The 25363-nt window shown below is 59.9% G+C and carries 24 protein-coding genes; all 24 read left to right on the plus strand.

The window, feature by feature from the left end; all coding sequences use genetic code 11:
* The first annotated feature begins 102 nt into the window (after positions 1 to 102).
* A complete protein-coding gene (locus B9Z42_RS16250; protein ID WP_100131428.1) occupies positions 103 to 330 on the plus strand; it encodes a hypothetical protein in 228 nt (75 codons plus the stop codon).
* 95 nt (positions 331 to 425) lie between these two features.
* Entirely contained in the window at positions 426 to 1847 is a 1422-nt protein-coding gene (leuC, locus tag B9Z42_RS00740; RefSeq protein WP_100131429.1) for a 3-isopropylmalate dehydratase large subunit, read from the plus strand.
* A 15-nt stretch (positions 1848 to 1862) separates the two neighbouring features.
* Positions 1863 to 2507 carry a 3-isopropylmalate dehydratase small subunit gene (leuD, locus tag B9Z42_RS00745; protein ID WP_100131430.1) on the plus strand — a complete coding sequence of 215 codons (645 nt, stop codon included), beginning with the start codon at positions 1863 to 1865 and terminating at the stop codon, positions 2505 to 2507.
* Between the two features lie 29 nt (positions 2508 to 2536).
* Positions 2537 to 3622, plus strand: a complete 1086-nt coding sequence (gene leuB, locus B9Z42_RS00750) for a 3-isopropylmalate dehydrogenase (protein WP_100131431.1) — start codon at positions 2537 to 2539, stop codon at positions 3620 to 3622.
* Between the two features lie 88 nt (positions 3623 to 3710).
* Positions 3711 to 4454, plus strand: a complete 744-nt coding sequence (locus tag B9Z42_RS00755; RefSeq protein WP_100131432.1) for a LytTR family transcriptional regulator — start codon at positions 3711 to 3713, stop codon at positions 4452 to 4454.
* Positions 4455 to 4692: 238 nt separating this feature from the next.
* Positions 4693 to 5556 carry a xanthine dehydrogenase family protein subunit M gene (locus tag B9Z42_RS00760; RefSeq protein ID WP_100131433.1) on the plus strand — a complete coding sequence of 288 codons (864 nt, stop codon included), beginning with the start codon at positions 4693 to 4695 and terminating at the stop codon, positions 5554 to 5556.
* A 17-nt stretch (positions 5557 to 5573) separates the two neighbouring features.
* Entirely contained in the window at positions 5574 to 6059 is a 486-nt protein-coding gene (locus tag B9Z42_RS00765) for a (2Fe-2S)-binding protein (protein ID WP_100131434.1), read from the plus strand.
* A 29-nt stretch (positions 6060 to 6088) separates the two neighbouring features.
* Positions 6089 to 8500 (plus strand): aerobic carbon-monoxide dehydrogenase large subunit, encoded by a 2412-nt coding sequence (locus tag B9Z42_RS00770; RefSeq protein ID WP_100131435.1) that lies wholly within the window; start codon positions 6089 to 6091, stop codon positions 8498 to 8500.
* 12 nt (positions 8501 to 8512) lie between these two features.
* Positions 8513 to 9154 carry a CoxG family protein gene (locus tag B9Z42_RS00775; RefSeq protein ID WP_100131436.1) on the plus strand — a complete coding sequence of 214 codons (642 nt, stop codon included), beginning with the start codon at positions 8513 to 8515 and terminating at the stop codon, positions 9152 to 9154.
* Positions 9155 to 9156: 2 nt separating this feature from the next.
* Entirely contained in the window at positions 9157 to 10146 is a 990-nt protein-coding gene (locus B9Z42_RS00780; protein WP_233203473.1) for a MoxR family ATPase, read from the plus strand.
* The gene (locus B9Z42_RS00785; RefSeq protein WP_100131437.1) at positions 10143 to 11327 is read left to right on the plus strand and encodes a VWA domain-containing protein; all 1185 of its coding nucleotides are present in this window, start codon (positions 10143 to 10145) and stop codon (positions 11325 to 11327) included. Before B9Z42_RS00780 ends, B9Z42_RS00785 begins: the two co-directional genes overlap by 4 nt.
* Positions 11328 to 11389: 62 nt before the next feature.
* On the plus strand, positions 11390 to 12433 hold the full coding sequence (locus B9Z42_RS00790) for an XdhC family protein (RefSeq protein ID WP_158235881.1): 1044 nt from the start codon (positions 11390 to 11392) through the stop codon (positions 12431 to 12433).
* Positions 12434 to 12435: 2 nt separating this feature from the next.
* The gene (locus tag B9Z42_RS00795) at positions 12436 to 13116 is read left to right on the plus strand and encodes an NTP transferase domain-containing protein (RefSeq protein WP_100131439.1); all 681 of its coding nucleotides are present in this window, start codon (positions 12436 to 12438) and stop codon (positions 13114 to 13116) included.
* Between the two features lie 16 nt (positions 13117 to 13132).
* Positions 13133 to 13840, plus strand: a complete 708-nt coding sequence (locus tag B9Z42_RS00800) for a TIGR02466 family protein (RefSeq protein WP_100131440.1) — start codon at positions 13133 to 13135, stop codon at positions 13838 to 13840.
* Positions 13833 to 14948, plus strand: a complete 1116-nt coding sequence (locus B9Z42_RS00805) for a hypothetical protein (protein WP_143474012.1) — start codon at positions 13833 to 13835, stop codon at positions 14946 to 14948. Before B9Z42_RS00800 ends, B9Z42_RS00805 begins: the two co-directional genes overlap by 8 nt.
* Positions 14949 to 15019: 71 nt before the next feature.
* On the plus strand, positions 15020 to 15493 hold the full coding sequence (locus B9Z42_RS00810; protein WP_100131442.1) for a (2Fe-2S)-binding protein: 474 nt from the start codon (positions 15020 to 15022) through the stop codon (positions 15491 to 15493).
* Positions 15490 to 17658: a xanthine dehydrogenase family protein molybdopterin-binding subunit gene (locus tag B9Z42_RS00815; protein ID WP_100131443.1), complete on the plus strand. Its 2169-nt coding sequence runs from the start codon at positions 15490 to 15492 to the stop codon at positions 17656 to 17658. The genes B9Z42_RS00810 and B9Z42_RS00815 overlap by 4 nt, the downstream gene beginning before the upstream one ends.
* Positions 17659 to 17954: 296 nt before the next feature.
* Positions 17955 to 19085 carry an aspartate-semialdehyde dehydrogenase gene (gene asd / locus B9Z42_RS00820; protein WP_100131444.1) on the plus strand — a complete coding sequence of 377 codons (1131 nt, stop codon included), beginning with the start codon at positions 17955 to 17957 and terminating at the stop codon, positions 19083 to 19085.
* A gap of 23 nt (positions 19086 to 19108) precedes the next feature.
* Positions 19109 to 20755 carry a FimV family protein gene (locus B9Z42_RS00825; RefSeq protein WP_100131445.1) on the plus strand — a complete coding sequence of 549 codons (1647 nt, stop codon included), beginning with the start codon at positions 19109 to 19111 and terminating at the stop codon, positions 20753 to 20755.
* A gap of 3 nt (positions 20756 to 20758) precedes the next feature.
* Positions 20759 to 21556, plus strand: coding sequence for a tRNA pseudouridine(38-40) synthase TruA (truA, locus tag B9Z42_RS00830; RefSeq protein WP_100131446.1), 798 nt, complete (start codon positions 20759 to 20761; stop codon positions 21554 to 21556).
* The gene (locus tag B9Z42_RS00835; RefSeq protein WP_100131447.1) at positions 21553 to 22233 is read left to right on the plus strand and encodes a phosphoribosylanthranilate isomerase; all 681 of its coding nucleotides are present in this window, start codon (positions 21553 to 21555) and stop codon (positions 22231 to 22233) included. Before truA ends, B9Z42_RS00835 begins: the two co-directional genes overlap by 4 nt.
* Positions 22234 to 22314: 81 nt before the next feature.
* Entirely contained in the window at positions 22315 to 23604 is a 1290-nt protein-coding gene (gene trpB, locus B9Z42_RS00840) for a tryptophan synthase subunit beta (RefSeq protein WP_100131448.1), read from the plus strand.
* Between the two features lie 8 nt (positions 23605 to 23612).
* Positions 23613 to 24422, plus strand: coding sequence for a tryptophan synthase subunit alpha (trpA, locus tag B9Z42_RS00845; protein WP_100131793.1), 810 nt, complete (start codon positions 23613 to 23615; stop codon positions 24420 to 24422).
* Between the two features lie 62 nt (positions 24423 to 24484).
* On the plus strand, positions 24485 to 25357 hold the full coding sequence (gene accD / locus B9Z42_RS00850; RefSeq protein ID WP_100131449.1) for an acetyl-CoA carboxylase, carboxyltransferase subunit beta: 873 nt from the start codon (positions 24485 to 24487) through the stop codon (positions 25355 to 25357).
* Positions 25358 to 25363 lie beyond the last annotated feature (6 nt).

Below are 25363 nucleotides of genomic sequence, written 5' to 3' on the forward strand. Positions count from 1 at the left end.
CGCAGCACCTCCCAATCGGATCGTTCTCTCCAAGGTCTCCAACCTTTTAAAAGCCGCATCTTGCGGCTTTTTTTTGATGCCTATTTTTTTGAGCTTTAGCCCATGACCAACTACCGCCACGACAAAACAAAAATCGCCAGCAATGGGTTGCGCTACACCAACAAAGAGAACGGATCGCCTTTCCAAGGCATGGGCCGGACCGGAGAAACCATGAGCTGTATGAAGTGTGGCCAACACAAAATGCGTAACACGGGCTCCTTCAAACGGTTTTTAGGAGCCAACTTGTTTTTTTGCGCAGACTGCAAGCCCCTCAAATTGGCGACGAGTTGACCCACACCCAAACGCTCTAAAACCTGCGTTACAGGGCACAAGGTCAAAGGCTGGGCGCTCCGCATAAAATGGGCGTCTCCATATAAGGAAGACCCATGGGACGCACGCTTTACGACAAGATTTGGGACGAGCACGTCGTCCACACCGAAGAAGATGGCACCTCCATCCTCTACATCGACCGCCATTTGGTGCACGAAGTCACCAGCCCACAAGCGTTTGAGGGCATTCGCCAAGCGGGCCGCAAGGTCTGGCGTGTCAGTTCGATCGTGGCCACTGCCGATCACAACACGCCCACCACCGGCTGGGAGCTGGGCTATGACGGCATCACCGACCCCATCAGCAAAGAACAAATCACCACGCTGGACGCCAACATGGCCGAGTTCGGCTCTGCCGCGTTCTTCCCGTTCATGTCCAAGCGCCAAGGCATCATCCATGTGATTGGCCCTGAAAACGGTGCTACCTTACCCGGCATGACCGTGGTGTGCGGCGACAGCCACACCTCCACCCACGGCGCGTTTGCAGCTTTGGCCCACGGCATCGGCACCTCCGAGGTCGAGCACGTCATGGCCACACAAACCCTGTTGGCCAAAAAAGCCAAGAACATGCTCATCAAAGTCGAAGGCACGCTGGCCAAAGGCGTGACCGGCAAAGATGTGGTGCTGGCCATCATCGGCAAAATCGGCACGGCGGGCGGTACGGGCTACACCATCGAATTTGCAGGTTCAGCGATACGTAGCTTGAGCATGGAAGGCCGCATGACGGTCTGCAACATGGCCATCGAAGGCGGCGCACGCGCTGGCTTGGTGGCGGTGGACGACAAAACCATCGAGTACGTCAAAGGCCGTCCCCTCTCGCCAACAGGCGTCGAATGGGACCAAGCCGTGGCGTATTGGAAAACCTTGCACTCAGACGCCGACGCCAAGTTTGACGCGGTGGTCGAGCTCAGAGCCGAAGACATCTTGCCGCACGTCACTTGGGGCACGTCCCCCGAAATGGTGCTGGACATCAACGGCATCGTGCCCGACCCCGACAAAGAAAAAGACGCCAACAAGCGCAGCGCCATTGAGCGCGCATTGACGTACATGGACTTGCAACCCGGCAAGGCCCTGAACGACTTGTTTGTCGACAAAGTGTTCATCGGTTCGTGCACCAACAGCCGCATCGAAGACATGCGCGAAGCGGCTGCTGTGGTGAAAAAGCTCGGCCAAAAAGTGGCCAAAAACATCAAACTGGCCATGGTGGTGCCCGGCTCTGGCTTGGTCAAAGCACAAGCCGAAGCTGAAGGCCTGCACGAGATTTTCAAAGCCGCTGGTTTTGAGTGGCGCGAGCCAGGCTGCTCCATGTGTTTGGCCATGAACGCCGACCGCTTAGAGCCAGGCGAGCGCTGCGCCTCCACCAGCAACCGCAACTTCGAAGGCCGTCAAGGCAACGGTGGCCGCACCCATTTGGTCAGCCCCGCTATGGCGGCTGCGGCCGCCATTCACGGTCACTTTGTGGACGTGCGCAAGTTCGCCTAAGGGAAGGAAAAAGATATGCAGAAATTTACCCTCCACAAAGGCATCGTGGCCCCCATGGACCGCGAGAACGTCGACACCGACGCCATCATCCCTAAGCAGTTTTTGAAGTCCATCCGCAAGACGGGCTTTGGCCCCAACTTGTTTGACGAGTGGCGCTACTTGGACCACGGCGAACCCGGCCAAGACCCCGCCAGCCGCAAGCCCAACCCAGACTTTGTGCTGAACCAGCCCCGCTACAAAGGCGCGTCTGTGCTGCTAGCCCGCAAAAACTTTGGTTGCGGCTCGTCACGCGAACACGCACCTTGGGCGATTGACCAATACGGTTTTCGCGCCGTGATTGCCCCCAGCTTTGCCGACATCTTCTTTAACAACTGCTTCAAAAACGGCTTGCTGCCCATCGTGTTGCCCGAAGCCGCGGTTGACCTGTTGTTCAACGAGACCCACGCCTTCCCCGGCTATGAGTTAACGATTGACCTTGAGAACCAAGTCATCGTTCGCCCCCAAGGTGAGACCATTCCATTCGACGTGCAAGCTTTCCGCAAATACTGCTTGCTCAACGGCTTTGACGACATTGGCCTGACCCTGCGTCAGTCCGACAAGATCAAAGCCTTTGAAGCTGAGCGCTTGGCCACCAAGCCTTGGTTGGCGCACACGATGTAACGCACGTTCCAGATTTAAAGAAAGCACACATGAAAATCGCAGTTCTCCCCGGTGATGGCATCGGTACCGAAATCGTCGCAGAAGCCGTCAAAGTCTTGAATGTTCTCGACTTGAAGTTTGAGATGGAAACCGCCTTGGTCGGCGGTGCAGCGTTTGACGCGCACGGGCACCCCTTGCCCGAAGCCACCTTGAAGCTGGCCATGGCCTCTGACGCCGTGTTGTTCGGCGCCGTGGGCGACTGGAAATACGACACCCTCGACCGCCCGCTGCGTCCCGAGCAAGCCATTTTGGGTTTGCGCAAAAACATGGGCCTGTTCGCCAACTTCCGCCCTGCCATTTGCTACGAGCAGTTGGTGGGCGCATCGAGCTTGAAGCCTGAGCTGATTTCTGGCTTGGACATTTTGATCATCCGCGAGTTGACCGGTGACATTTACTTTGGTCAACCGCGTGGCAGACGCATCGCAACGGATGGCCATTTCCCAGGTGCGGAAGAAGCGTTTGACACCATGCGCTACAGCAAGCCCGAGATCGAGCGCATTGCCCACGTCGCCTTCCAAGCCGCCCGCAAGCGCAAAGCAGCAGGCAAAGAGGGTCGCGTGACCAGCGTGGATAAAGCCAACGTGCTGGAAACCTTCCAGTTCTGGAAAGACGTGGTCACTGAAGTCGGCAAAGAATACCCAGACATCGCCCTTGACCACATGTACGTCGACAACGCCGCCATGCAGCTGGTGAAAGAGCCCAAGCGCTTTGACGTGGTGGTGACTGGCAATATGTTTGGCGACATCTTGAGCGACGAAGCCTCCATGTTGACGGGCTCTATTGGCATGCTGCCCTCAGCCTCGTTGAACAGCAAAAACCAAGGCTTGTACGAACCCAGCCACGGCAGCGCCCCCGACATCGCGGGCAAAGGCGTGGCCAACCCCTTGGCCACCATCCTCAGCGCCGCCATGATGCTGCGCTTTAGCTTGAACCAAGCGGCAGCGGCTGATCGCATCGAAACCGCTGTGAAAGCCGTGTTGGCCCAAGGTCTGCGTACCCCCGACATCTACAGCGAAGGCACCACCAAAGTGGGTACGTCGCAGATGGGCGATGCCGTGGTGAAGGCATTGGGCTGATCTAACTCCGTCGCGTTTCAGCACCCGTCACACAGGCATCCAAAGAGATGCCACAGCGGCTCACTTGGCAGAGTATCAGGAGACAACCATGGATACCAAGACCGCAAACAACCCCGGCTTGTACGTCTTTGAAAAATTTGAAGCTGGGGTGATTCACCTTGATGCGGATCGCAACGTGCTGGCCATGAATGACTATGCACGTCGCGTCTTGCCCGTGGATGAAAAACAACCATTTGGCAAATTGGTGACCTCGTTTCACCCTGAGCGCTCCAAACCGAAAGTCAAGTTTTTGTTGGATGAGGCATCGGGTTGCCCCATGGCCAATGCGGTGCCGATGACGATGATCATCAACATTCCCGAGCAGGTTTTACTGATCAAGGTCAGCCGACTCGGCAACGCCACGGGGGAAACCACCGGTTTTGCGCTGGTGTTTTATGACGTCACCCAAGTGGTCGGTCAAGCGCCAAAACCCTCCGACACACCTGCCAAGAACATGCGCTTGTCGCGCATCCCTACCGTGACCAACCAGCAGGTGTCGTTTGTCGACATCCAAGATGTGCTTTGTCTCGAGTCTCAAGCGCACTACACCCGCGTGCTCACACGCGAGGGCTACCACTTTTGCAATTTGAGCATCAGCGATCTGGCCTTGCGCCTCGACCCTGAACAATTCATGCGGGTGCACCGTTGCTTCATCGTCAACTTGCAATCGGTAAAGACCTTGACGCGTGAAGGCAGCAAAACACAGATTGTTTTGAATGGCAAGAACACCCAACCCGTGCCCGTGTCGCGCGGCGAAGTTGCGCGTTTACGCCAGGCCTTGGGCTTGGCTTGACCCCTGTTTGGCGTTTTAAGCCCAATACCAAGGGTAAGTCCTAGTGCATTTTTTAACTCGGGATTTCCCTAATTGCAAAAAGCAATTTTGTAAAATTTTTCGTTTCGTGCATTAAAAATAGCATTTCGTGCGAAAAATCAACGCATCAACCGCAGATCAGTCCATAACCTGCAGGGACAGTGGGTCAATGAACTGAGTCAATAATCCCGTTTGTTCTAGACAAACAGAGGAGACCTTGATGATTCCACCGCGTTTCGATTACCACGCGCCCAAAACTGTGGCTGAGGCTGTTGCCTTGCTCGGCCAATTGGGCTCCGATGCCAAATTGCTGGCAGGCGGCCACAGTTTGCTGCCGATGATGAAGCTGCGCTTTGCCCAGCCCGAGCACTTGATTGACATCAACCGTATTCCCGAACTCAAGGGGATCCGTGAAGACGGCAACACCGTCGTGATCGGTGCGATGACGGTTGAAAACGAGCTGATCAGCTCGCCCATCCTGCAAGCCAAAGTGCCTTTGCTGTGCGAAGCCGCCAAGCTGATCGCCGACCCCCAAGTGCGCAACCGCGGCACGATTGGCGGCGACATCGCCCACGGCGACCCCGGCAATGACCACCCTGCACTGTCCATTGCCATCGACGCCTCGTTTGTGCTCGAAGGCCCGAACGGCCGCCGCACCGTGGCGGCTGATGGCTTTTTCTTGGGCACTTACATGACGCTCCTCGAAGAGAACGAAGTCATGTGCGAAATCCGCGTGCCCGCTTTTGTAGCGGGTACCGGTTACGCCTACGAAAAACTCAAGCGCAAAACCGGTGACTGGGCGACCGCCGGTTGCGCCGTGGTGATCCGCAAGACGGGCGACCAAGTCAGCCATGTGCGTATTGCCCTGACCAACGTGGCCCCCACGGCGCTTCATGCTGAAGCAGCCGAAGCCGCTTTGTTGAACAAACCCTTCAACGCTGCCAACGTGCAAGCTGCAGTGGCAGCCGCCATCGCCATCTGCGACCCCGCAGAAGACCTGCGTGGCGACATCGAATACAAAACCGCCATGGCCGGTGAAATGGTCAAACGCGCTTTGAACAAAGCCTGGTCGCTTTGCGCCTAAATCAAGGAAACACAACCATGTCCAAAAAACTCGTCTCGATTTCCGTCAACGGCAAAAAGGAAGAAAAAGCCGTTGAGCCGCGCACCTTGTTGATCCACTACTTGCGCGAAGAACTCAACCTCACAGGCGCCCACATCGGCTGCGAAACCAGCCATTGCGGCGCTTGCACCGTCGACGTGGATGGTCAATCGGTCAAGTCCTGCACACACCTGGCTGTTCAGTGCGACGGCTCTGAAGTGCTCACGGTCGAAGGTTTGGCCAACAAGGGCGTGTTGCACGCCGTGCAAGAAGGCTTTTACAAAGAGCATGGCTTGCAGTGCGGTTTTTGCACGCCTGGCATGCTGATGCGCGCCTACCGCTTCTTGCAAGAGAACCCCAACCCCAGCGAAGACGAAATCCGCCACGGCATGGCCGGCAACCTGTGCCGCTGCACGGGCTACCAAAACATCGTCAAAGCCATCCAGTACGCCGCCAAAAAACTGCAAGAGCCCGTTGCGGCTTGATGCGAAAAACCATTTGATCGGAGACACACATGAACGCACCGGTACTTTCCGCTGAAGCCCGCGAACTCGCGCTGGCTGGCATGGGCGCTTCGCGCCTGCGCAAAGAAGACGCCCGCTTTATCCAGGGCAAGGGCAACTACGTCGATGACATCAAGATGCCCGGCATGCTGCACATGGACATCGTGCGCAGCCCCATCGCCCACGGCCGCATCGTCAAGATCAACAAAGAAGCCGCGCTCGCCATCCCCGGCGTGCACGCCGTGCTGACCGCCGACGATTTGAAACCCCTCAAACTGCACTGGATGCCCACCCTCGCGGGTGACGTGGCCGCTGTGCTGGCCGACGAAAAAGTTCACTTCCAGATGCAAGAAGTGGCCATCGTCATCGCCGACGACCGCTACATCGCCGCCGACGCGGTGGAAGCCGTGGAAGTCGAATACGAAGAGCTACCCGTGGTGCTCGACCCCTATGCTGCCTTGCAACCTGGCGCGCCTGTCATCCGTGACGATCTGGCTGGCAAGACCGAAGGTGCCCACGGCAAGCGTGACCACCACAACCACATCTTTACGTGGGATGCCGGTGACAAGTCGGCCGCCGATGCCGCTTTTGACAAGGCCGAAGTGACCGTGTCACAGCACATGTACTACCCCCGCGTGCACCCTTGCCCGCTGGAGACCTGCGGCTGCGTGGCCAGCTTTGACCCGATCAAAGGAGATCTGACCACTTTCATCACCAGCCAAGCGCCCCACGTGGTGCGCACCGTGGTGTCCATGCTTTCGGGCATCCCCGAATCCAAAGTGCGCATCGTCAGCCCCGACATTGGTGGCGGCTTTGGCAACAAGGTCGGCATTTACCCCGGTTATGTCTGCGCCATCGTGGCCTCCATCGTGTTGGGTCGCCCCGTCAAGTGGGTGGAAGACCGCATCGAAAACATCTCGTCCACCGCCTTCGCCCGTGACTACCACATGGACGGCGAATTGGCCGCCACCGCCGACGGCAAGATCACCGGCCTGCGCGTGAACGTGGTGGCCGACCACGGCGCGTTTGACGCCTGCGCCGACCCGACCAAGTTCCCTGCGGGCATGTTCCACATCGTGTCTGGCAGTTACGACATCCCGGCCGCACACGCGAGTGTGAAAGGTGTTTACACCAACAAGGCCCCCGGTGGCGTGGCGTACCGCTGCTCCTTCCGTGTGACCGAAGCCGTGTACCTGATTGAGCGCATGGTCGACGTGCTGGCGCAAAAGCTGGGCATGGACAAGGCTGAAATTCGCGCCAAGAACTTCGTCAAGAAAGAGCAGTTCCCCTATACCAGCGCCTTCGGTTTTGAATACGACTCGGGCGACTACCAAACCGCACTCGACAAAGTGCTCGAAGCCGTGGACTACAAAGGCCTGCGCGCCGAGCAAGCGGCCAAACGCGCTGACCCCAACAGCCCCACGCTGATGGGCATTGGCCTGGTCACCTTCACCGAAGTCGTCGGTGCCGGTCCTTCCAAGATGTGCGACATCTTGGGTGTGGGCATGTTCGACTCGTGCGAAATCCGCATCCACCCCACCGGCAGCGCCATCGCCCGCATGGGCACGATCACGCAAGGTCAGGGCCACCAGACCACCTACGCACAGATCATCGCCACCGAGCTGGGTATTCCGTCTGAAGTGATTCAGGTCGAAGAAGGCGACACATCGACTGCGCCTTACGGCTTGGGCACTTACGGCTCGCGCTCCACCCCCGTGGCCGGTGCCGCCATTGCCTTGGCTGCCCGCAAGATCCACGCGAAAGCCCGCAAGATCGCCGCCCACATGCTCGAAGTCAACGAAAACGACCTCGACTGGGAAGTGGACCGCTTCAAGGTCAAGGGCGACGACAGCAAGTTCAAGACCATGGCCGACGTGGCATGGCAGGCCTACCACCAGCCACCAGATGGCTTGGAGCCAGGCCTGGAAGCCGTGCACTACTACGACCCACCAAACTTCACGTTCCCCTTCGGCATCTACCTGTGCGTGGTGGACATCGACCGTGCGACCGGTGAGACCAAGATCCGCCGCTTCTATGCGCTGGACGACTGCGGCACCCGCATCAACCCGATGATCATCGACGGTCAAATCCACGGCGGTCTGACCGAAGGTTTTGCCGTGGCCATGGGCCAGCAAATGCCGTTCGATGCACAGGGCAACCTGCTGGGCAACACGCTGATGGACTACTTCTTGCCCACTTTCGTGGAAACCCCGCATTGGGAAACCGACCACACCGTGACGCCTTCGCCCCACCACCCCCTGGGTGCCAAGGGCGTGGCCGAGTCGCCCCACGTCGGCTCGATCCCCACCTTCACCTCGGCCGTGGTCGATGCCTTCTCTCACCTGGGTGTCACGCACCTGGACATGCCGCACAACGCTTTCCGCACCTGGAAAGCACTGCGCGAGCACGGCGCCGCTTTGTAATTAGGAAAGAAAATGGAAGTCAAACTCGACAAACAATACCCGCTCGACGTGGATGCCGCACGAGCGTGGGCCTTGCTCACCGACCTGAAGGCGACAGCCAACTGCATGCCCGGTGCCGAAATCACCGAGCAGTTGTCCGAGACTTCGTTCAAGGGCGGCGTCAAGGTCAAGGTCGGCCCGGCTGTCGCGCAGTTCGGCGGCACCGTGGACGTGATCGAAGCCGTGGCGTCTGAGCGCAAGATGGTCTTGCGCGGCAAGGGTGCCGACAAGGGTGGTTCTTCCGCCTCGATGGACCTGACCGCGATCATCACCGCCGACCCAACCAACCCAGCGCACTGCGTGCTGAACGGCCAAGCAGCGGTGATTGTGAACGGCAAGTTCGCGCAGTTCGGCGGTCGCATGATGGTGCAGGTGTCCGACATGCTGCTGGCGCAGTTTGTCGAGAACTTCCGCCAGACCGCGCTGACCTTGCCTGCGGCTGAGGGTTCGCCTGTGGCTTCGACGGCTGCTACAGCTACTGCCTCGGGTGGCGATGCTGCAGCACCTGCCGCTGCGCCCAAGGCACCCGTGGTGGCCCGCGAAATCAACGGCTTGGCCATCTTCTGGGCTCTGGTCAAGAGCTGGTTCGGTGGTTTGCTGGGCAAGAAGGCCTGAGCATGACGACGCCAGACCAACCCGGACAACCCGCAGCTGAGGAGCGCTTGCTGCGCGAGCGGCTGCAACGTGCGGGCTATCTGGCCGATGCCGACCTGGCCACCACCGTGTGGCTGGCGTCGGCTTTGCAACGCCCCTTGTTGCTTGAAGGCGACGCGGGCGTGGGCAAAACCGCCTTGGCCACCGCCTTGGCCCAATCACAAAACGCCACCCTTGTTCGCCTGCAATGCTTTGAAGGGCTGGACCTGGCGCAAGCCGCTTACGAGTGGAATTACGGCCGCCAGTTGATGGCGATCCGCATGAGCGAAGCGGCCCAAAATAGCGGCAGTCACAACGGTGGCAGTCATGACGGCACTGGTCGTGTGCGCGAATCCGATGTGTTCAGCCGCGAGTATTTGCTCGAGCGCCCTTTGCTGCGCGCCATCAGCCAGTCAGGCCCTTGCGTGCTCTTGATCGACGAGATCGACCGCGCTGACGAAGCCTTTGAAGCCTTCTTGCTCGAAGTGCTGGCCGAGTACCAGATCACTGTGCCCGAGATCGGCACGATCCGCGCTACGCACATCCCGCAGGTGATTTTGACCAGCAACGGCACGCGTGAGTTGTCAGACGCATTGCGCCGCCGCTGCCTGTACCACTACCTCGATTACCCGACGCTGGCGCGAGAGATCGCCATCGTCAAAACCGCCTTGCCGGAGGCCGACACCCGGCTGGTCGAAGAGGCCGTGCAGTTCGTGCAGCGCCTGCGCCGCGAAGACCTGGCCAAGATCCCCGGCATTGCCGAGACCCTGGACTGGGTGAAGGCCCTCTTTCAGATGCGTCACACCCATTTGCCCGAAGACATGTCTGCCGTGCTGGGCACGTTGGGCTGCTTGCTCAAGACCCGCGAAGACCGCTTTGTGATGGGCCCCGACCGCCTGCGCCAGCTGGTCGAAGGCCGACGCACCGTGGGCGTGGCCGAAAATGCCAACGAACAAGCCAAAGTGGCGGCATGAGTACTTCGCCCGCCACCGCGCCGTCTGAGCGCTTGGCCAGTTTTGCAGCCGTCTTGCGCGACCACGGCCTCACGGTGGGTGTGACCGAGCAGCAAGCCATGCTGCAAGCCATGCTGTACTTTGGCCCTGTGCACGAGCGCCCTTTGCAAGCCGCTTGGCGCGCCATCGCTTGCCACAGCCAGCGCGAATGGCAGCTGTGGTCCGATGTGTACGAGCGCTTTTGGCACCCCGAAAAATTGCGCGGCGGTGTCAAGGTCAGTGGCCAGACCCGCCCCAGCCGCAACCTGCGCCAAAGCGTGCAAGCCCTGCACGATCAGATGGACGCTGCGCAACAACCGAACACCCAACCCAGTGGCCAGCAGGCCGCGCCCCAAACTGCGGGCGACTCCGCATCGAGCAAGCTGGACGAACAAGACAACGGCACGCCCCGCGCTCAAGGTGGTGCCAGCCGCACCGAAGCCCTGCACCAGCGCGATGGCCAGATGTGGATGCCGCAAGAACTCAGCGCGCTGCAACAGCTGGCCCGCCAGATCACCGACCAACTGCAAGCGCGCCCCACCCGCCGCTGGCGCGTGGCCCCGCGTGGGCCACGGCTGGCTTTGCGCCAGACCTTGCGCCGCAGCGTGGCCTGGGGCGGCGAGCTGATGCAACCTGCCTGGAAAGTCAAACGCGTGGAGCCACCGCGCCTGTTCATCCTGGCCGATGTGAGCCGCTCGATGGAATCGCACGCCGCGCTGTTTTTGCGCGTGGCCCGCGCTTTTGCTTTGGAGGCCGATGCCCGGGTGTTTGTATTCCACACCCGCTTGGCCGAAGTCACGCCCTACATGCACCGTGACACCCCCGCCATTCAAGAAAAAGTCAACGCCGTGACGGCGGGCTTTGGTGGCGGCACCCGCATCGCCGCCAGCTTGCAAGAGTTTTGCCGCCAGCATGCCCGCGCCCAGCTCAACAGGGGCGCACGCGTGTGGGTGTTTTCGGACGGCTTTGACACCGATGGGCCGGAGCTGCTGGATGCCGCTTTGCAGGAAGTGCGCGCACGCGGAGCCCGCATCACTTGGTTTCACCCTACGCGCCAAGTGCCCGCAGCGGGGGCCTTGCAGCGCGCGCGCAGTCGCATCGAGCGCTTTGTGCCGTTGGCCAGCTTGGCCGATTTGGCCGCAGCCCGACATGTGTTGCATTGAATGTTTAAATTGAAATGTCCATTGAAAACCGAACAACGTACAAAACATTGAAGGAAAGCGCCATGAACCGCAACGAATGGATCACCCAGGCTGCCCGCCTGCAAAGCGCCGACCAGCCCTTTGCGCTGGTCACGGTGCTCAGCGCCCAGGCCCCCACATCTGGCAAAGCAGGCGACAAAGCGGTGGTCACCGCCGACGGTCAGATTCACGGCTGGATTGGTGGCGGTTGCGCCCAACCCGCGGTCATCAAAACCGTGCGCCGCGCTTTGCTGGACGGCCAGCCGCGCAAAATTCGCATCTCCCCGTCAGATGAAAGCGCTGAGCGCGACTTGGGCGACGTGCTTGAATTCGGCATGGCCTGCCATTCGGGCGGCACGCTGGAATTGTTCATCGACCCGGTCATGCCCTCGGCCACGTTGACCGTCGTCGGCGACTCGCCCGTGGCGCGGGCCTTGGTGGCTCTGGCGCCTCGTGTGGGCTTGCGTGTGGCCGTGGTGGCGCAAGGTGCTGTGTCCGCTGACTTTCCGGATGCCGACACGGTGCTAGCCAGCGACGAGGTGAGCGCCGTGAGTACCCAGCTGTCTTCGACCCCGTTTGTGGTGGTGGCCACCCAAGGCCGCCGCGACCTGCAGGGCCTCAAAGCCGCATTGGCGTTGCAACCGCAAGGTTTGTGGTTTGTCTCTAGCGCCAAGAAAGCCAGCGTTCTGCTCAGCAGCTTGGTCACCAGTGGTGAAGACCCCTCTGCCGTGGCCCGGATCGTGGCTCCTGCGGGCGAGTTCATTGGGGCGCAGACGCCTGAAGAAATTGCCTTGTCGGTATTGACCTCGGTGGTCGCAGCGCGACGCGGGCGTGAACCTCAAGCTGCAGTGGCTGTCTCAGCCACTGCAGCCGCTCTGGCAAAACCCGCCGATTCGGTGCAGGCTTCTGTGGCAACAGCCCCGGTAGCCAGCAGCTGCTGTGGCGGTGCAAAAAAAGCCGCTAGCGCGCCCTCAGTAGCTGCATCAGCGACCAACATAGCCCCGTTGATGAACGTCGAGCCAGCGGCCGCATTGGCGACTGCAGCTCCCGTGGCTGTCCCAGCCAAATCTTCTTGCTGCGGAGGCTAATCATGGGTTGCATTCTCAAAGGTGGTGGCGGCTTGTACAGCCGCGTGGCGGTGGGGGCGGTGTTGTTGGCCGCGGGTTCAGGCTCGCGCATGGGCCATCGCCCCAAAAGTCTGCTGGAGCTGGGCGGTGTGCCCCTGATCCGACGCCAACTCATTGCGCTGTCGGGCGCCGGTGTGGACGAGGTGGTGGTGGTGCTGGGCCATTACGCCGAGCTCATCGAAGAGGCGGTGAAAGAATTTCCGGTCACGCTGGTGCACAACCCTAACCCCGATGCGGGACAGATTTCTTCCTTGCGTTTGGGGCTGCAAGCCCTGTCGCCCAAACTCGATGCCGCGCTGGTGGCCTTGGCCGATCAGCCGCTGATCAATTCGCAAGACATCAATGACCTGATCGGGGCCTACAAAAAGCGGCCCGAAGGCGCGCAAGTGGTGCAGCCCACGGTCGATGGCCTGCCCGGTAACCCGGTGATGTTCAGCACCGAAGTGCGCGACCAAATTTTGGCAGGTGAGGCGAACGTGGGCTGCCGCCAATGGCAAGCTGCCCACCCAGACCAGGTGCACGCCTGGGTGAGCACCAACAGCCGCTACCGCACCGATGTGGACACCTTGGAGGACATCGCAGCATTGGCCGCGCGCACAGGCCATCAACTCAAGTGGCCTGCCCATTTGGCCGTGACCGTTTGAGCTGAATCAACTGAAGATGTTGCAACCTGACCCGCTCCACACCCTTTGGCACACGCCCATCGGCGTGCACCGCTTGGCGCAAGCCGACGCGATGAATGATGTGTTGGTGCGGGTGTTCCAAACCATGCGGGCCACCGACCCCAATAACGCAACCCATGCGGGCGAGCCCAAACCGTTCTATGCCAGCCGGGACGACCTGCTGCAACGCATCCGTTTGTCGGAATGGGAGCAGCTGGTGCGCTTCATCGTTGACAGCGTGCGCCAAACCGTGGTGCTGGCCAACCAGGGCGCTTGGCGCGAAGCCAAGCCGGGCTTTCAAATTGCGATGCGCGGCATCTGGTTTCAAATTTCCAGCCAGGGCAGCCACCACGATGTGCACACCCATGGCAACTGTTCGTGGTCGGGGGTGTATTGCCTGCAGGTCGACCCGCCTGAGCAACGCACCACGCACCCGGTGCTGGGCGCAGCCAACGGCGTGACACGCTTTTATGGCCCCCACTTCAACCGGCTGGGCGGCGCAGCCATGGATTTTGGCAACGCCTATTTGCAAAACGCCCACCTCGACATCGAACCGGTGCCGGGCCAGCTGGTGGTGTTTCCCTCGTGGCTGGCGCACCAAGCCATGCCCTACCACGGCAGCGCCGACCGGGTGATCGTGTCGTTCAACGTGAGTGTCCACGCCAGCGGCGGGTCTGACCAATTGCATGGGTATGCCCATGTCTGACACCCAAGTGCTTGGGCGTCCAACCCAAAGGGCTCTGACCCACGCCCGGGAAGTGGCGCATTGGCTGGTGCTGTTGCTCGGCTGGCTGTGGTTGGGTGAGCGGGGCATGCACTTGGGTTGGTCCTGGGCCAGTGGGGTGGTGGCAGTGGCCATCTGGTGGTCCGTGCGTTTGTTGTGCAGAGGCAGTGCTTGGACCTTGAAATGTTCGCCATGGGTCATTGGGCTTTTAGGCGTGTTGACGATGGGCGGTGTCGGGGCACTGGAACGCGCAACAGGTCTGTCTGCGGCCCACGGCTTGCTGCTGGGTTTGGCGGGGGTTTGGGGGCTGTGGAGCGCCTTGATCGAAACGCGCAGTCAAGTCAGCACGTTCAAGCTTGGCCCTGTGGCTTGGCATCCTGTCTTGGCCGCGGCACTGGTGGCTTGCTGCTGGCAATGGCCTGATGGGGCACCCTTCGCGCATGAGGGCGTCATGGCCTTGTTATCGGTGTGTGCGGGCGTTTTGTATGCGCATGACCGATCTACCGCAAGCCAAATACTCGCCTGTCGCGGACCGCGTGCCAGCATGCAGACCCTACTGGCGCCATCGGCCATGGGCTTGATGATGGGCACCTTGTGGCTGGGCAATGCATGGTGCGCAAGCCTGGGGTGGCGCAATGAACACATGGTGGGGGCGCACTTGGCCCTGATGTCGGGCTTGCCTACTCTGACGGCTTTGTTGATGCGGAGTGCCACACCATCCCAAGCAGTCCCATCGCTTCAGGTTTATGCCAGCTTGTCTTTGCTGGTTTTAGGCGCGCTGATGCTGCTGGGCGACAGCCCAGTTCACGCCATGTTGGTGATGCTCTTGCCTTCACTGGCATGGGCGGTGCATTGCAGCCGCCAGCGCGCAGCGGTTGCCCCACAGCAAAGGCTTGCGCCTTGGATGACACGCGTTTTGGCACTTTTGTTAGGGCCCGTTTTGCTGATGTGGGTGGGCGTCATGAGCCCCCTGCAAGGCCCTTGGGCCATGCAGTCTGCGTTGGCTTTGATCGGGGTGTTGGCGGCAGGGAAGCTGGTATTTTTGTGGTGGCGTAAACAGGGATTGCACCCCCACTTATCTGTGATCTAACATTCACTCGCGTGATTTTTTAAGGGGGTTTCCACCCCATTGGCAGTTAAAACACAGGAGACAAAAAAACCATGGTTAGCTTCAAAGTCAACGGCGAGGCGGTGTCTGTCGACACCACCCCCGAAACCCCACTGTTGTGGGCCATTCGTGAAAAACTCAACCTCACGGGCACCAAGTTCGGTTGCGGTGTGGCGCAGTGCGGCGCTTGCACGGTGCACCTGAACGGCGAGCCTGTGCGCTCGTGTTCACTGCCCGTCTCGGCGGTGGCAGGACAAAACGTCACCACCGTGGAGGGACTCATGAAAACCCGCACGGGTCAGGTGCTACAGGCAGCTTGGGTCAAAGAGCAAGCGCCCCAATGCGGTTACTGCCAGTCTGGGCAACTCATGACCGCCGCCAAGGTGGTCAGCGTGGCCAAGAAGAACCTCAGCCGTACCGAAATTTTGCAAGCCATGAGCGGCAACATTTGCCGCTGCGGCACTTACAACCAAATTGCTGCCGCGGTGTCCACCGCCCAAAAAGCACTCAAAGGAGGCCAGGCATGAGCGCGCACCACACCCTGTCTCGTCGGTCTTTTGTGCTGAGCTCGGGCGGCATGGCTTTGGGCCTGTCGTTTGGCTTGACTCAAACCGAATTGGCCTTGGCGCAAAGCCAATCAGCCACCAACGCCAACTTTGCCCCCAACAGCTGGATCAACATTGCTGCCGATGGCAAAGTCACCCTGATGTCGCCAGGCGCCGAAATGGGCCAAGGCACCATGACCGCCATGCCCATGCTGCTGGCCGAAGAAATGGATTTGGATTGGGCTCAAGTGACTGTGGTGCAAGCCCCCAGCAACCCCAAGCTGTATGGTAACCCCCGCTTTGGCGGCGGCATGACCACGGGCGCTTCGCGCACGGTGCAAGGGTATTACGAGCCGCTGCGCTTGGCGGGCGCCCAGGCGCGTTTGGTGATCGTGCAAGCCGCTGCCCAAAGCATGGGCGTGCCTGCGTCCGAGTTGCGCACCGAGGCCAGCCGCGTCATCCACACCAGTGGCCGTGCCATGACGTATGCCGAAGTGGCGCGTGTGGCGCAAGCGCCAGCCGAGTTGCCCAAAGTGGACAAGTCCATGCTCAAACCCATGAGCCAATTCCGTCTGATTGGCAAAGACATTCCGCGTGTGGATGTGCCTGCTAAATCGAGTGGCCAGGCGCAGTACGGCATGGACCAGCGCTTGCCGGGCATGCTGTGGGCCTCGGTCCTTCGCGCCCCCGTGCAAGGCGAGACGCCCGACAGCGTGGACGATGCTGCGGCACGCGCCATCCCTGGCGTCAAAAATGTGCTGCGCTTGCCTTATGGCGTGGCGGTGGTGGCTGACTCGTTCTTCACGGCCAAAAATGCCCGCGACAAACTCAAAGTGGTCTGGAGCCAAAAGTCCAAAGCGCGGGTGCAGTACTCAGACCAAATGCGTGTGGAGTACACCAAGCGTGCCCAAGACTTGAATGACAAGGGCGTCGACTTCCTCAAACACGGCGATGTGGGCCAGAAGCTGGCAGGTGCAGCCAAAACTTTTTCGGCCACGTTCACCACAGAAATTGTGAGCCACATTTGCCTCGAGCCTATGAACTGCACGGCTCGCGCCGAAGGTGACACGATCGAGGTGTGGGTGCCTTCCCAATCGGCCTCTTTTGTGATCGGGGCTGTGTCTGGGGCCGCAGGCTTCAAGCCAGAAAACATCAAGGTCAACATCACCTTGATGGGGGGTGGTTTTGGACGCCGGGTCGAAGCGGACTACGCGGCCGATGCTGCCTTGGTAGCCAAGGCCATGCCAGGCACGCCCATTCAGGTGATCTGGACCCGCGAAGACGACATGACCCATGACAAATACCGCCCGATGACGAGCCAACATTTGGTGGCTGGCGTGGACGCCAATGGCAAGATGGTCGGCTTGCTTCACCGCGTGGTGTCTGAAGGTATTTACGCAAGGGTTGCGCCCCCTCTTTTCAAGGCCTCCGGCGGCAAAGATTCCCCAGTTTTAGAAGGTGCCGAAATCACCTATGACATTGCCGATCACAACGTGCAGTTCATGATCGAAGAGCGTGGCATTCAAGCGGGCTTTTGGCGCGCCGTGGGTCCGGGTTACACCAAGTTTGCCATCGAGTCCTTGATTGACGAAGTGGCGCGCGGCGTGGGTGCAGACCCCTTGGCCTACCGCATTGACATGCTAGGAAAAAATCCGCGCGGTCAAGCGGTTTTGAAAGCGGTCGGCGACATGGCGCAGTGGGGCAAGGCCAAGTTGCCCAAGGGCCACGCCCTAGGCCTGGCCTTTTCGGACGCCTGGAACACCTATTGCGGCATGGTCGTGCAAGTGTCCCTGGTGGATGGACGCCCCCTCGTACACAAGGTTTGGACGGCTGTCGATTGCGGCCACGCCTTGCAACCACGCAATGTGCAGGCGCAAATGGAGGGATCGATCATCTTTGGTTTGTCGGCCGCACTGCATGAACGCATGGATTTCAGAGCTGGCGAGCCCGTGCAAACCAACTTGAATCGCTACACCGTGCTGCGTGCCCACGAAACGCCCGAAGTGTGGGTCAAGGTCATGCCGACCGACAACCACCCAGGTGGCGTGGGCGAGGTGGGTTTACCTCCCGTTGCACCGGCCATCTCCAATGCGCTGGCCACCCTCACGGGCAAGCGTCTGCGGGCATTGCCACTGCCGGTGATTTGATAGGCGCCTTTTAAAAAGGGGAAGACAAGGCTTTGTCTTCCCCTTTTTTTGTGCGTACGGATTTCATGGCGGTAAAGTTCCCATCTACTACAATCATCGCCATGTTTCATGCCCGCTCGTTCTCTATGAACTTCACATGCCCAGCATCGCTGGCGGCTAGTGCGCGCATGATCACCCTCAAAACCACGACCATTAAGGGCTGAACAGCTCCGGTTCGTCGTGCGCCCCCCGGCCAGACGAGCCGGGCAAACAGCCTGGTCTGGGACTGTTTTCTACATTTGTAAAGGCGTTGAAAAATGAGCAAGTTAGTAGGTTTAGTCGGTTGGCGCGGCATGGTCGGTTCGGTATTGATCGATCGTATGGTTCAAGAAAAAGATTTCGATCTGATCGAACCCGTGTTTTTCTCCACGTCGAATGCAGGCGGCAAAGCCCCCGCGCAAGCCAAGAACGAAACCACGCTCAAAGATGCCAACGACATTGAAGCCCTGAAAAAGTGCGACATCGTGCTCACTTGCCAAGGCGGCGACTACACCAAAGAGGTGTACCCCAAGCTGCGCGCTGCAGGCTGGAACGGCCACTGGATTGACGCAGCGTCTAGCCTGCGCATGGCTGACGACGCCGTGATCATCTTGGACCCTGTCAACCGCAACGTCATCGACAGCGCGCTGGGCCAAGGCGGTAAAAACTGGATCGGCGGCAACTGCACCGTGAGCTTGATGCTCATGGGCTTGGGCGGTTTGTTCCAACACAACATGGTCGAGTGGGTCAGCGCCATGACGTACCAAGCGGCTTCGGGCGCGGGTGCACAAAACATGCGCGAGTTGCTGAGCCAAATGGGCGCTTTGCACGATGCCGTCAAAGACGACTTGGCCAACCCTTCTTCTGCCATCTTGGACATCGATCGCAAAGTGTCGGCCACCATGCGCAGCGCCGAGTTCCCCACCAAAAACTTCCGCAACACCGCGTTGGCTGGCAGCTTGATCCCTTGGATCGACGTGCCCGTGGAGCACGGCCAAAGCAAAGAAGAGTGGAAGGGCGGCGCTGAGTGCAACAAGATCTTGGGCAACCCAGCGTTCCGCACGGCGGGCTCTATCCCCATCGACGGTTTGTGCGTGCGCATTGGCGCCATGCGCTGCCACTCACAAGGCTTGACCATCAAGCTGAAAAAAGATGTGCCGATGGACGAGATCGAAAGCATCTTGGCCAGCGCGAACGACTGGGTCAAAGTGGTGCCCAACGTGCGCGAGATCAGCGAACGTGACCTCACACCTGCCGCCGTGACCGGTACTTTGACCGTTCCCGTGGGCCGTTTGCACAAAATGGCGATGGGTAACGACTACTTGGGCGCCTTCACCGTGGGTGACCAGCTCTTGTGGGGCGCTGCCGAACCACTACGCAGAATGTTGCGAATCTTGCTAGAAAGTTAACAAAAAGAGTTAATATAGCAAATATGAACAGTCAAGCTTACATTCATTCTTCATGGTTCAAACGCTCCACGCTGTGTGCCGCCTTGGCACTCAGTTTGGTTGGTAATGCGCAAGCATTGACCTTGAGTCGCCCTCTGGTTCAGTCCAAGCAAGGTGAAGCCTTGCGGGCTGAAATTGACATCATTGATCTCATCCCCAGCGAAGAAGTTGAATTGCAAGCAGGACTCGCCACCCCCGAGGCCTACCGTGCTGCGCGCATGGAATTACCGCGAAGTGGTGGCAACCCGATGGATGTGGTCGTTCAATTGCAACGCCGCCCTGACGGACGCCCTTACCTCAAAATCACCAGCCCCCAAGCGGTCAACTCGAATTTCATTGACCTGCTGCTGGTCTTGCAATGGGCCACGGGCCGCTCGTTGCGTGATGTGAGTTTGTCTCTAGAGGACGGGCGTGCCAACAGCGCCAAACCAGCACTGCCTCTGCTCATGCCTGCTGATCTGCAGAACACCGCAGAAAAGCCAAGCGCCAGAGCACCGCAGGCCCCCATGCCTGTGGCAGCAGCCGTGACGAAAGAGGATCAACGCGTGGGTGTTCAGCAAGGTGACACCGCAGGTCAGATTGCCAAAGAGAACTTGGCACCCGGTGCGTCTCTCGATCAAATGCTGCTTGCCATGCTGCGCGGCAACCCCACGGCCTTCGTTGAGTCCAATGTGAACCGCCTTAAAACAGGTGCTTTGCTCACCTTGCCCTCGGCGCAAGAGGCCACCAGCGTGTCACGCGAAGAAGCACGCAAAGCCATTCAAATTCAAGCCGAAGATTTCCGCGAATATCGCGCCCGCTTGGCAGCCACCCAGGTCGGTGGAGAAACGCCCAAAGCCTCGCGGACTTCAGAGGGTAAATTGGATGCCCAAGTCAGCCCCAAGGCTGACAGCACCGAAGACAAGCTCACGCTGACCAAGCCGGGCAAAGACGCGCCAGAAGAAAAAGTTGCCAAACAACTTGAAGTGCAGGACGTGGCGTCCCGAGCCTCGGAAATCAGCCAAAACATGGCTGATCTCAGCAAGTTGGTGGCTGCAGTCACCGCTTCCAGCGCCTCCGACACCGCTGCCGTTTCGGCCAATGTGGTTGTGCCCGAACCAGCGCAAGACGCTGACGAGGACACCCTCAAAGCTTGGATGTCACACCCCTTGGCCCCGCTGGGAGCAGGCGGTTTGGTGTCCATCATGGCCATCATTGGTCTGTGGCTAAGCCGTGGTCGCCGAAGCACCAAAGACGATGCACCCGAAGCGATCAAGCCGCTGAATGTGAATTTCGACTTGGACTTGCCCAAGTTCGACAACGACCCCAACCACCGACAAGACCCTTCCCACGAAGACGCCGTGGCAGCCGCCGAGCCTGAAGCGCAAGCCAACGCCGAAACAGCGGAGGCCCCAGTTGCCTCCACGCCCGCACAACCTGCCGTCCGCCCCACCATGACCATGCCCAGCGTTTCGCTGGACCTCGATCTGGCCAGCGAAGCCGACCCTTTCCAAGTCCGCATGGACTTGGCCGAAGAGCTGTGGAAACTGGGCCAACACCACACCAGCCGTGCGCTGATGGAAGAGGTGATGCAAGAGTCCAACGGCGCCACCCAAGCCAAAGCCAAGCAGTGGCTGGCTGACAGAGCGTAAACCATGCGCTTGGCCATGGGCTTGAGCTACAACGGCCAAGCCTACGAAGGGTGGCAGAGCCAGTTGTCTGGCAAGACGGTGCAAGACCGTCTGGAAGCCGCCCTCCAAAAATTCACCCAAACGCGCGTTCAAACCCTGTGCGCGGGCCGAACTGACTCTGGCGTGCACGGCCTCATGCAGGTGGTTCACTTTGACACCGACCTCGAGCGCACAGATCAGTCATGGTTGCGCGGCACCAACCGTTACCTGCCCTTGGACATCGCGGTGCAATGGGCCCGCGAAGTGCCCCGTGAATTCCACTGCCGAGGCAGCGCCATTTCTAGGCGTTATGCCTATGTGCTGCTCGAATCTGCCGTGCGTCCCAGCGTTGAAGTGGGCCGCGTGGGCTGGATCTATCGCCCGCTTGACCTGCAAGCCATGCAACAAGCCGCGCAGTATTTGATGGGCGAACACGACTTCACCTCATTCCGCGCCTCGAGCTGCCAAGCGCTGACGCCCGTCAAAACCATGACGCACATCGCGATCAGCCGCAAAAGCACCTCGCCCAACACCGCCTATTGGCGCTTTGAGTTCGAAGCCAGCGCGTTTTTGCACCACATGATTCGCAACCTCATGGGCTGCTTTGTCAAGATTGGCACCGGTGATAAACCGCCCGAGTGGATGGCCGAAGTACTGGCCGCCCGCGACCGCGATGCCGCCGCCCCCACTTTCAGCCCCGACGGTCTGTACTTCTTAGGCCCTCGCTACGAAGACCATTGGGGCTTGCCGGAGCGCACGGCTGCGTATGATTCGCTGCCATGAACCGCACCCGCATCAAAATCTGTGGCCTCACCCGTGAGCAAGACGTCGCCGAGGCCGTAGCCGCTGGTGTCGACGCCATTGGCTTTGTGATCTACGCCAAAAGCGCCCGTGCCGTCACCGCTGAACGCGCTGGCGAGTTGGCCCGTCTGCTGCCCGCATTCGTCACGCCGGTGCTGCTGTTTGTGAACGAAACACCCGAAGCCATCGCCCGTGCCTGCGCCCAAGTGCCGGGGGCCTGGTTGCAGTTTCATGGCGACGAAACGCCCCACGAATGTCGCCAAATCGCCCAAAGTTTGGGCCGCTGCTGGCTCCGTGCTGCGCGCATACCCTTAGAACCCGTGCCAGGCGAGCCCGCGTTTGACCTCGTAAAATACGCGCAAGATTACTTAGACGCCCAAGCGGTGCTGCTCGACGCCCATGTCGACGGTTACGGCGGCGGCGGCAAAACATTCAATTGGTCACAGCTTCCTCAAAACGTCAACGCTCACCTCGTCTTGTCTGGTGGACTCAACGCTGCCAACGTGACCGATGGCATTCGCGCGCTGCGTGACCGTGGCTTGTCGCTTGCGGTCGACGTGAGCTCTGGCGTTGAATCGGCCAAAGGCATCAAAGATGCGGCCAAGATTCACGAATTCGTCAGAGCCGTTCGCGCAGCAGACGCAGAGCACCCGCTCTAAACACACTCCCCTTTTTGTTTGAAGCTCTTGGGCTGACTGCGATGACAGCAGTTAGCACCAGACATATTTTGTAGGCACCCTATGTCGAACTACCAACAACCCGATGCCAAAGGCCACTTTGGCATTTACGGCGGCAGCTTCATCAGCGAAACGCTGACTCACGCGATTGAAGAGCTCAAAGACGCGTACGCCAAATACCAATACGACCCCGCTTTCATTGCCGAGTTCAAAAATGAGTTGGCGCACTTTGTGGGCCGCCCTTCGCCCATTTACCACGCGGCCCGCATGAGCCGCGAAATGGGTGGCGCGCAAATCTTCTTCAAACGTGAAGATTTGAACCACACCGGCGCACACAAAATCAACAACACCATCGGCCAAGCCATGCTGGCCAAGCGCATGGGCAAGCCCCGCGTGATTGCCGAAACAGGCGCAGGCCAACACGGCGTGGCCACGGCCACCATCTGCGCGCGCTACGGCCTGGAGTGCGTGGTCTACATGGGCGCAGAAGACGTGAAGCGTCAAAGCCCCAACGTGTACCGCATGAAGCTCTTGGGCGCGACTGTGGTGCCCGTGGAGAGCGGCAGCCGCACCCTCAAAGACGCGCTGAACGAAGCCATGCGTGACTGGGTGGCCAACGTGGACAACACCTTCTACATCATTGGCACTGTGGCGGGGCCTCACCCCTACCCGATGATGGTGCGCGATTTCCAAAGCGTGATTGGCGAAGAGTGTCTTGTGCAAATGCCTGAGATGTTCAAAAGCCTGCAGATGGCAGAACAACAACCCGACGCCGTGCTGGCCTGCGTGGGCGGTGGCAGCAATGCCATGGGCATCTTCTACCCCTACATCAACCACGCCAACACACGCCTCATTGGCGTGGAAGCCGCGGGCGAAGGCATGGACACCGACCGCCACTCGTGCTCATTGCAGCTGGGCGCGCCTGGCGTTTTGCACGGCAACCGCACCTACATCTTGCAAGACGAGAACGGCCAAATCACCGAGACGCACAGCGTGAGCGCTGGCCTCGACTACCCTGGCGTGGGCCCCGAGCACGCGTTTCTCAAAGACATTGGCCGCGCCGAGTACGTGGGCATCACCGACACAGAAGCACTGGACGCTTTCCACTATCTGTGCCGCACCGAGGGACTCATCCCCGCACTCGAATCCAGCCATGCCGTGGCCTACGCGATGAAGCTGGCCAAGACCATGAAGCCCGAGCAGTCGATCTTGATCAACCTGTCTGGCCGTGGCGACAAAGACATTGGCACCGTGGCCGACCTGAGCAATGCTGACTTCTTCTGCCGCCCCAGCTGCCAAGGCCAAACGGTCAAAGGTGGCCCTGCCGAACAGACCGTGAAATTTGTGAAGTGAGCCGCACCATGAGCCGCATTGACACCACCCTCGCCGCCCTTAAGGCCCAAGGCCGCAAGGCCCTCATTCCCTATGTGATGGCCGGCTTCCCGCAAGCCAACATCACACCCGCCCTCATGCACGGCATGGTGGACGCAGGCGCAGACATCATCGAACTGGGTGTTCCTTTTAGCGATCCAATGGCCGACGGCGCTGTGATTCAAAAAGCAGGCGAAGCCGCGCTGCGTTTTGGCGTTGGCACAACCCAAGTGCTGGACATGGTGCGCGAATTCCGCCAAACCAACACCACCACCCCCGTGGTGCTGATGGGCTACGCCAACCCCGTGGAGTGCTACAACCTCAAGCACGGCAAAGATTCGTTCGTCAAAGATGCTTCTGCCGCTGGCGTAGACGGCGTTCTCATCGTCGACTATCCACCCGAAGAGTGTGAAGAGTTTGCGGCCACCTTGCGCGCCCACAGCATGGACCTGATCTTCTTGCTCGCGCCCACCAGCACCGACAAGCGCATGGAGCAAGTGGCACGCGTTGCCAGCGGCTACGTGTATTACGTGTCGCTCAAAGGCGTGACCGGCGCTGGCAACCTCGACACCGACGCCGTGGAAGCCATGCTGCCGCGCATCCGCCATCATGTGCATATTCCCGTGGGTGTAGGCTTTGGCATTCGCGATGCCGCCACCGCCGCCGCTGTGGGCCGCGTGGCCGACGCCGTGGTGATTGGCAGCCGCATCATCCAGCTGCTCGAAGCCGCGCCAGCAGGCCAAGAAGTGGCGGCGGCGCATGCGTTTTTGACGGGCATTCGACAAGCGTTGGACGCTTAAATCACAAGCGCCCCCGCCCGTTAAAATCAAAGCATTCCAAAAGAACTGACGAAAGGCTCACCATGAGTTGGCTCGAAAAACTGCTGCCCCCCAAAATTCAACACACCGACCCCGCAGACCGCCGCAGCGTGCCTGAAGGTGTGTGGGTGAAGTGCCCCAGCTGCGAGACCGTGCTCTACAAGAGCGACTTGCAAGCCAACCACAACGTCTGCCCCACTTGCAGCCACCACCACCGCATGAGCGCGCGCGACCGACTGGACATGTTCCTTGACGCCGAAGGCCGCTACGAAATCGGCCAAGAAGTGCTACCGGTGGACCCCTTGAAGTTCAAGGACAGCCGCAAGTACCCCGAGCGCCTCAAAGAAGCCATGCAAAACACCGGCGAAACCGACGCTATGGTGGTCATGGGTGGTGCGGTGCACAACATCAACGTGGTTGTGGCCTGTTTTGAATTCGACTTCATGGGCGGTTCGATGGGCTCGGTCGTGGGCGAGCGCTTTGTGCGCGGCGTGCACACCGCCATTGAGCAAAAAGTACCGTTCATTTGCTTCACCGCCACCGGTGGCGCACGCATGCAAGAGGGCTTGCTCTCGCTCATGCAAATGGCCAAAACCAACGCATCCCTCACCCGCTTGTCCAAAAAAGGCTTGCCCTACATCGCCGTGTTGACCGACCCCACCATGGGCGGCGTGTCAGCCGGTTTTGCCTTTGTGGGTGATGTGGTCATCGCCGAACCCAACGCCCTGATCGGCTTTGCCGGCCCACGCGTGATCGAAAGCACCGTGCGCGTGACCTTGCCAGCTGGCTTCCAGCGCGCGGAATTTTTGCAAGAAAAAGGCGCCATCGACATGATTTGCGACCGTCGCGAACTGCGCAAAACCATCGCCAGCACGCTGGCTATGTTGTTGCGACAGCCGGCGGATGTGGTGGTTTGAACTTCC

It is taken from the genome of Limnohabitans sp. B9-3 (genome assembly GCF_002778325.1).
Classification (GTDB): Bacteria; Pseudomonadota; Gammaproteobacteria; order Burkholderiales; family Burkholderiaceae_C; genus Limnohabitans; species Limnohabitans kasalickyi.